This window comes from Microcystis sp. LE19-131.1A, assembly GCF_027532015.1.
GTDB classification, from domain to species: Bacteria; Cyanobacteriota; Cyanobacteriia; order Cyanobacteriales; family Microcystaceae; genus Microcystis; species Microcystis ichthyoblabe_A.
In genome coordinates this window covers 1-5,206 of record NZ_JAPZSS010000258.1, presented here as the reverse complement: position 1 = coordinate 5,206, position 5,206 = coordinate 1, and the positions used below count along the sequence as shown (strand labels likewise).

The 5,206-nt window shown below is 44.8% G+C and carries 5 protein-coding genes and 1 pseudogene; 3 read left to right on the top strand and 3 right to left on the bottom strand.

All coding sequences use genetic code 11. The annotated features are described in order from the left end of the window. From O9323_RS18560 to O9323_RS18550, 3 genes and pseudogenes are all read left to right on the top strand, one after another. Positions 1–120: pseudogene (locus tag O9323_RS18560) on the top strand (IS5/IS1182 family transposase); the annotation flags it as partial. A gap of 344 nt (positions 121–464) precedes the next feature. Then, positions 465–1,391 (top strand): ornithine carbamoyltransferase, encoded by a 927-nt coding sequence (gene argF / locus O9323_RS18555; RefSeq protein ID WP_002736751.1) that lies wholly within the window; start codon positions 465–467, stop codon positions 1,389–1,391. Between the two features lie 133 nt (positions 1,392–1,524). Next, on the top strand, positions 1,525–1,950 hold the full coding sequence (locus O9323_RS18550; RefSeq protein ID WP_002735544.1) for a hypothetical protein: 426 nt from the start codon (positions 1,525–1,527) through the stop codon (positions 1,948–1,950). A 50-nt stretch (positions 1,951–2,000) separates the two neighbouring features. Here the strand turns inward: O9323_RS18550 and malQ are convergent, their stop codons facing one another. From malQ to O9323_RS18535, 3 genes are all read right to left on the bottom strand, one after another. After that, the gene (gene malQ / locus O9323_RS18545; RefSeq protein WP_002737299.1) at positions 2,001–3,503 is read right to left on the bottom strand and encodes a 4-alpha-glucanotransferase; all 1,503 of its coding nucleotides are present in this window, start codon (positions 3,501–3,503) and stop codon (positions 2,001–2,003) included. 362 nt (positions 3,504–3,865) lie between these two features. Next, positions 3,866–4,990 carry a hypothetical protein gene (locus O9323_RS18540; RefSeq protein ID WP_288125559.1) on the bottom strand — a complete coding sequence of 375 codons (1,125 nt, stop codon included), beginning with the start codon at positions 4,988–4,990 and terminating at the stop codon, positions 3,866–3,868. Between the two features lie 104 nt (positions 4,991–5,094). Then, positions 5,095–5,206 (bottom strand): transposase (locus O9323_RS18535; RefSeq protein ID WP_071784045.1); only part of this gene is annotated, 112 nt, incomplete at its 5' end.

Sequence of the window (5,206 nt, the reverse complement as noted above, 5' to 3'; positions counted from 1 at the left end):
TTTAGAATTTTATCATCAAGATACAGGAATCGGAGACGACGTTTTGGTCTGAGATTTAATTTAATCGCTGGCATTTACAACTACGAACTTGCTTTAGGCTATAATCAAGTAGCTGAATAAGACTTTTGCAGGAGGTCTATTAGATTTTGGGTTTGATCCCCCCTGCCCCCCTTGATAAGGGGGGTGCCGATAGGCGGGGGGATCCGCCTTGATAAGGGGGGTGCCGATAGGCGGGGGGATCCGCCTTGATAAGGGGGGAATCTGACAATTTTTAACACCTACCTAATTTAACAGAAAAAGTGGGGGTGTTAGCTGGACTAACATCCCCCAAAGTGAAAATTTTCGGGAAAAATTGCCTAATAGCGAAAAAACTGGATTATAATAAGGTCTTTACCCAAGATTTTTGCTAATCGCTAACTGCCATAAAACCCAATCAAGACCCCTGTTTATCGAGAGAAAAACCAATGGTAGCCACTTTAAAAGGACGAGATGTTTTAAGAATAACCGACATGAGTAGCCAAGAAATCAGCGCCCTACTCAATCTATCGGCACAGCTTAAAGCTGGTAATCTTAACCCTAGCTGCAACAAAGTCTTAGGATTGCTATTTTATAAAGCTTCCACCCGGACCCGGGTTTCCTTTACCGTCGCCATGTACCAGTTAGGGGGACAGGTGATCGATCTTAATCCCAGTGTAACCCAAGTGGGGCGCGGGGAACCCTTAGCCGATACAGCCCGGGTACTCGATCGCTATCTCGATATTCTCGCGGTTCGCACCTTTAAACAAGAGGATTTAGAAGCTTTTGCTAATTATTCCCGCATCCCGATTATCAACGCTTTAACGGATTTAGAACATCCCTGTCAGATATTAGCCGATTTACAGACTATCCAAGAGACTTTTCAGACTTTACGGGGAATTAACCTCACCTATGTGGGGGATGGTAATAATGTCGCTAATTCTCTCCTCTTGGGTGGTGCTTTGATGGGGTTAAATGTGCGGGTTGCCTCCCCTGCAAACTATCAACCCGATGGGGAAATTGTCGCCAGCGCCCAGGCTATTGGCGAGAAAACCGGTAGTAAAATCTTGATTACCGACGATCCCGTTACGGCCGTAAAAGACTCTCAGGTAGTCTATACTGATGTCTGGGCGAGTATGGGACAGGAAAGCCTCGCTGATGCCCGAATTCCCGTTTTTCAGCCCTACCAAGTCAATGAACAGCTAATGAGTCACGCTGACAAAGACGCGATTATTCTCCATTGTTTACCTGCTCACCGGGGCGAAGAAATTACCGACGGGGCGATCGAGGGTGTACAATCAAAAGTCTGGGAACAAGCGGAAAATCGGATGCACGCCCAAAAAGCTTTAATGGTGAGTTTATTGGGATTAATCTAGCTGCAGATGCTCAGTTACCTAAAATAATTATTAAACTCGATCATCAATCATCCTAAGACCTGTCCGACACCGGAAGTTAACGCTAGGATTGATGGTAAGAGCAATAATCAGGGCAGCCTCCACACCTAACTATATGTCAGACACCTCCGCCGTTAAAAAATATCTCGCCCATTGGTTTCAATTGGGAAAAAAAGTTATTTGTCCCAAAAACCAAGCTATGCTATTTCCGCTGCCAATTTTCAATGCTGATCGCTATTCGTCGGAGTTTGAAGATTGTTGGCAAAAAATGCTTGATCCTGAAAGTGGCGATTGTTACCTAGAGGGTACTCAACAAACCATCCAAGACTTACTTTCCCCTCAATGGGAATTTCATCCCTGCGCTCGTTGTACTATACCAGTACCAATTGAAGTGCTGGGCCAATCGAGTTTATCCTGTCCCTGCCATGATTTGAGTAATTGGCCCAATTTAGAATTACCCTTACCCCATTTACCCGTCAATAGTCGAGAAAATCTCGATCGCATCCGGCAAAGATTGCTAAAAAATTCTCACCCACATTAACCAGACAAAAAGAGACGTTAGGGGTAACGTCTCGACAAAAGGGTTGAGATTTAACGATTTCTGCCAAAAAGATTGACTAAATCTCGCAATCTCTCGCTATATTCTCCGGTTAAAGCTTCCTGACGATAGCGCCATGACCAATTCCCTTCTGCGACACTGGGGGTATTCATCCGCGCATCCGATCCTAAACCTAACACATCCTGTAACGGTACGATCGCCTGATTAGCCACGGAACTATAGGCCAGTCGAATCAGATCCCAAGCCACTCCCTGACCACTGGGAGCGCCAAGATATTGATATAGTCGCGCTTTTTCGTAGTCATTGGCGTTATCCTGAAACCAGCCCACAGTAGTATTATTATCGTGAGTGCCGGTATAAATCACACAGTTGCGTTCGACGTTAAAAGGAAGATAGGGATTACCCGCATCACCCCCAAAAGCGAAGTGGAGAATCTTCATCCCCGGGAAGGCAAAGTGATCGCGAAAATCTAGGACTGCTTGGTCAATATCGCCCAAATCTTCGGCAATAATCGGCAATTTACCTAAACGAGCGCCAATAGTATTAAAGAGATCATAACCTGGGGCCTTGAGCCAATGACCATTAATAGCGTTTTCCTGGCCAAAAGCCACCGCCCAATAGGCCTCTAATCCGCGAAAATGATCGATACGGATAATATCGACTAGGGAAAGAACCCCTTTTAAACGGCGTACCCACCAGTCAAAGCCCGTATTTTTGAGATAATCCCAGTTATAGAGAGGATTGCCCCATAATTGCCCCGTTTCTGAGAAATAATCCGGGGGAACCCCGGCCACTTCCAAGGGATTACCGGTTTGGGTATCTAGTCGGAAAACCTGCGGATTTGCCCAAACATCGGCGCTATTATGGGAGACATAAATGGGGATATCACCGATAATCTCGATACCGAGGGAGTTAGCATAGCGTTTTAAGGCTAACCACTGCTCAAAAAACTCAAATTGCAGGAATTTGTGCAGAAAAATCTCCTCTTGTAACTCCTGTTTCGGTGTTTCCAACGCACCCCAATGACGTTCGCGAATTTCTGTCGGCCATTCCATCCATGCTTTACCCTGGTAAGCGTGGGATAAAGCCATAAATAGGGCGTAATCCTCTAACCAATCGGCATTGCCAGCACAAAAGCCAGCAAACTGTTTGTAAAGAATTGTGTCAGAACCCTTGACAAAATTGCTCGCCGCCTTTCTAAGTAGGGGAATTTTCCAAGCGATCAATCGCTCAAAATCCACTTGATCGAGGGGAAAATCGGGAATATCCTCGAAATCTGCGTCACTAAGCAGGTTTTTCTCCCGAAGAAGATCGAGACTAATCAGGAGATGATTGCCGGCAATGGCGCTAAAACTCATGTAGGGAGAGTTACCGTACCCTGTCGGGCCTAAAGGGAGAATTTGCCAGAGTTTTTGACCACTTTGAGCCAAAAAATCGATAAATTGATAGGCTTCCCTACCTAGTTCTCCAATCCCGTAACGGCCAGGATGACTGGTGGGATGAAGCAAAATACCGCTAGAACGGCTAAAAGCCATGAAAAAACCCCCTTATCAGTGATTCGGTTAGCAGTTATTAAGTGTTTAAAGCTGAATGCTCACTGCTATCTCCAAGCTAACCCGATCTCGATCGATAACGGCAATACTTAACAACTTTATTAGACCTATAGGACACAATCAGGCATTACAGCCGTACATTAACAGATCGTCTTTCCAGTGAAAAGGATTCCTTCGGATCACGTTCTACGTTACCCCGGAGGAAAAACCGATCGCTTGTCAGTTATTGCGCCAATGATAGGGGCGCATCGTGGTCAGTGAGTTGATCGAACTGCGTGCGCCCAAAATGTAATATAGATATTTCGACCAAATTGAGATGCAGCCGCCGAAAATTCAAGAGCGATTCACTTACTGTCAGTAAGTCCCACTTCTTGTAACCTCCTCTTCAACCCAGACCGGTTACTGTACTGCTCGTAAATCCGGTTCAGGCGCTCTTGGAAAACGGGCAACCGGTTTTGATATTCGGCTAAATCTCTTAATTTGACCAACAATTTAACAGCCTCATCGTAGGATTTAGACTGGGCTTTCTGAATTAGGGACTCGACTTGCTGCCAAACTTGCGCTTCCCGTTTAGCTAAAGTTTGTAGTTCCTCAATTCGCTTGGCTTCCGCTTCTTGTTGTCGCCGTTTTTCTGCCTTTTTTCCTTCCTCAGCAACAGCCTCAAGAAGTTCTTGGATCGTGCGTCGAGGCTGGTTAGAAGCAGGAGAAGTAGGGATTAATTGAGATAGCTTTTGTTTGAATTTAGCAGATAAATTATGTTCTCCTTTAGCCAATCTTAATAGGAAATCTTGGCGTTCAGAAGCCGATAATTGGCTAATAGCTTGTTGCCAAGTTTGCTCCGAGATAGTTGTTAGTTTACCACTGGATGCACAAGCAACATTTAATAAGTGTTCGTCCAATTCAAAGATTTCCGTAAAAGCCTTTTGAGCGGCAGAAAGTTGCCCTAGTCCGGGGGGTAAAGGAGGTTCTAGTTGGGTCTTATCGATGTCTATATATCCCTCCGATAAGTCAATAGCTTTCAGCCAGGCTAAATATAATCCTCGATAATCTTGCTGGAGAATTTCTTGGCGTAATCCTATCAATTCCGATAGAATCCCTTCTCCTTCTATCCAGTCATTAAAACCCTCTTCTTGACTAAATTCCCAATCTAAAATTGCCCAATCTCCCGCAAAAGATAAGCTGATATAATTATCGATACAGTAAAGTTCAATTGCTTCTCGGTTGATCAGGGATGTGGGAAAACGAAACATTAATTGCTGTGTTCCCCAGTTGGTGATGTAGTACATGATATCGAAATACCGAGCCAGCACCTGTTTGGGATCCCCCCGAAAATTGCCGTAACTATAGTTGAAACTGGCAGTCGTTGCCGTCGGTTTGACGCGACTCGATAGCTCGCAGATGGCAGCCCTTTCCTCTTGGGTGAGGGGGCGATCGATAGCTTGGAATTCGTAATATTGGTATTCGCTCATGGTGTGCAACCTATCTCAAGGTTTATGATCGATATGCTGATAATTGTACGGGGATAGTTAGGGTTTAAAGATAAATTCGGCTCTTCGTTACCCTTTATGCTAAATCAACATACAAGATGCCAAGATAACATACTTCTAACCCAAAAATTCCGAAAGTTTCTAAAGCCATAGCCTCTCCGTTTTATTAGTTTAAGTTTATTGTTGATTCCCTCGACC

Coding starts and splice junctions, on each gene's coding strand:
- argF (WP_002736751.1), top strand. CDS start 465: ATGGTAGCCACTTTAAAAGGACGAGATGTTTTAAGAATAACCGACATG.
- O9323_RS18550 (WP_002735544.1), top strand. CDS start 1,525: ATGTCAGACACCTCCGCCGTTAAAAAATATCTCGCCCATTGGTTTCAA.
- malQ (WP_002737299.1), bottom strand. CDS start 3,503: ATGGCTTTTAGCCGTTCTAGCGGTATTTTGCTTCATCCCACCAGTCAT.
- O9323_RS18540 (WP_288125559.1), bottom strand. CDS start 4,990: ATGAGCGAATACCAATATTACGAATTCCAAGCTATCGATCGCCCCCTC.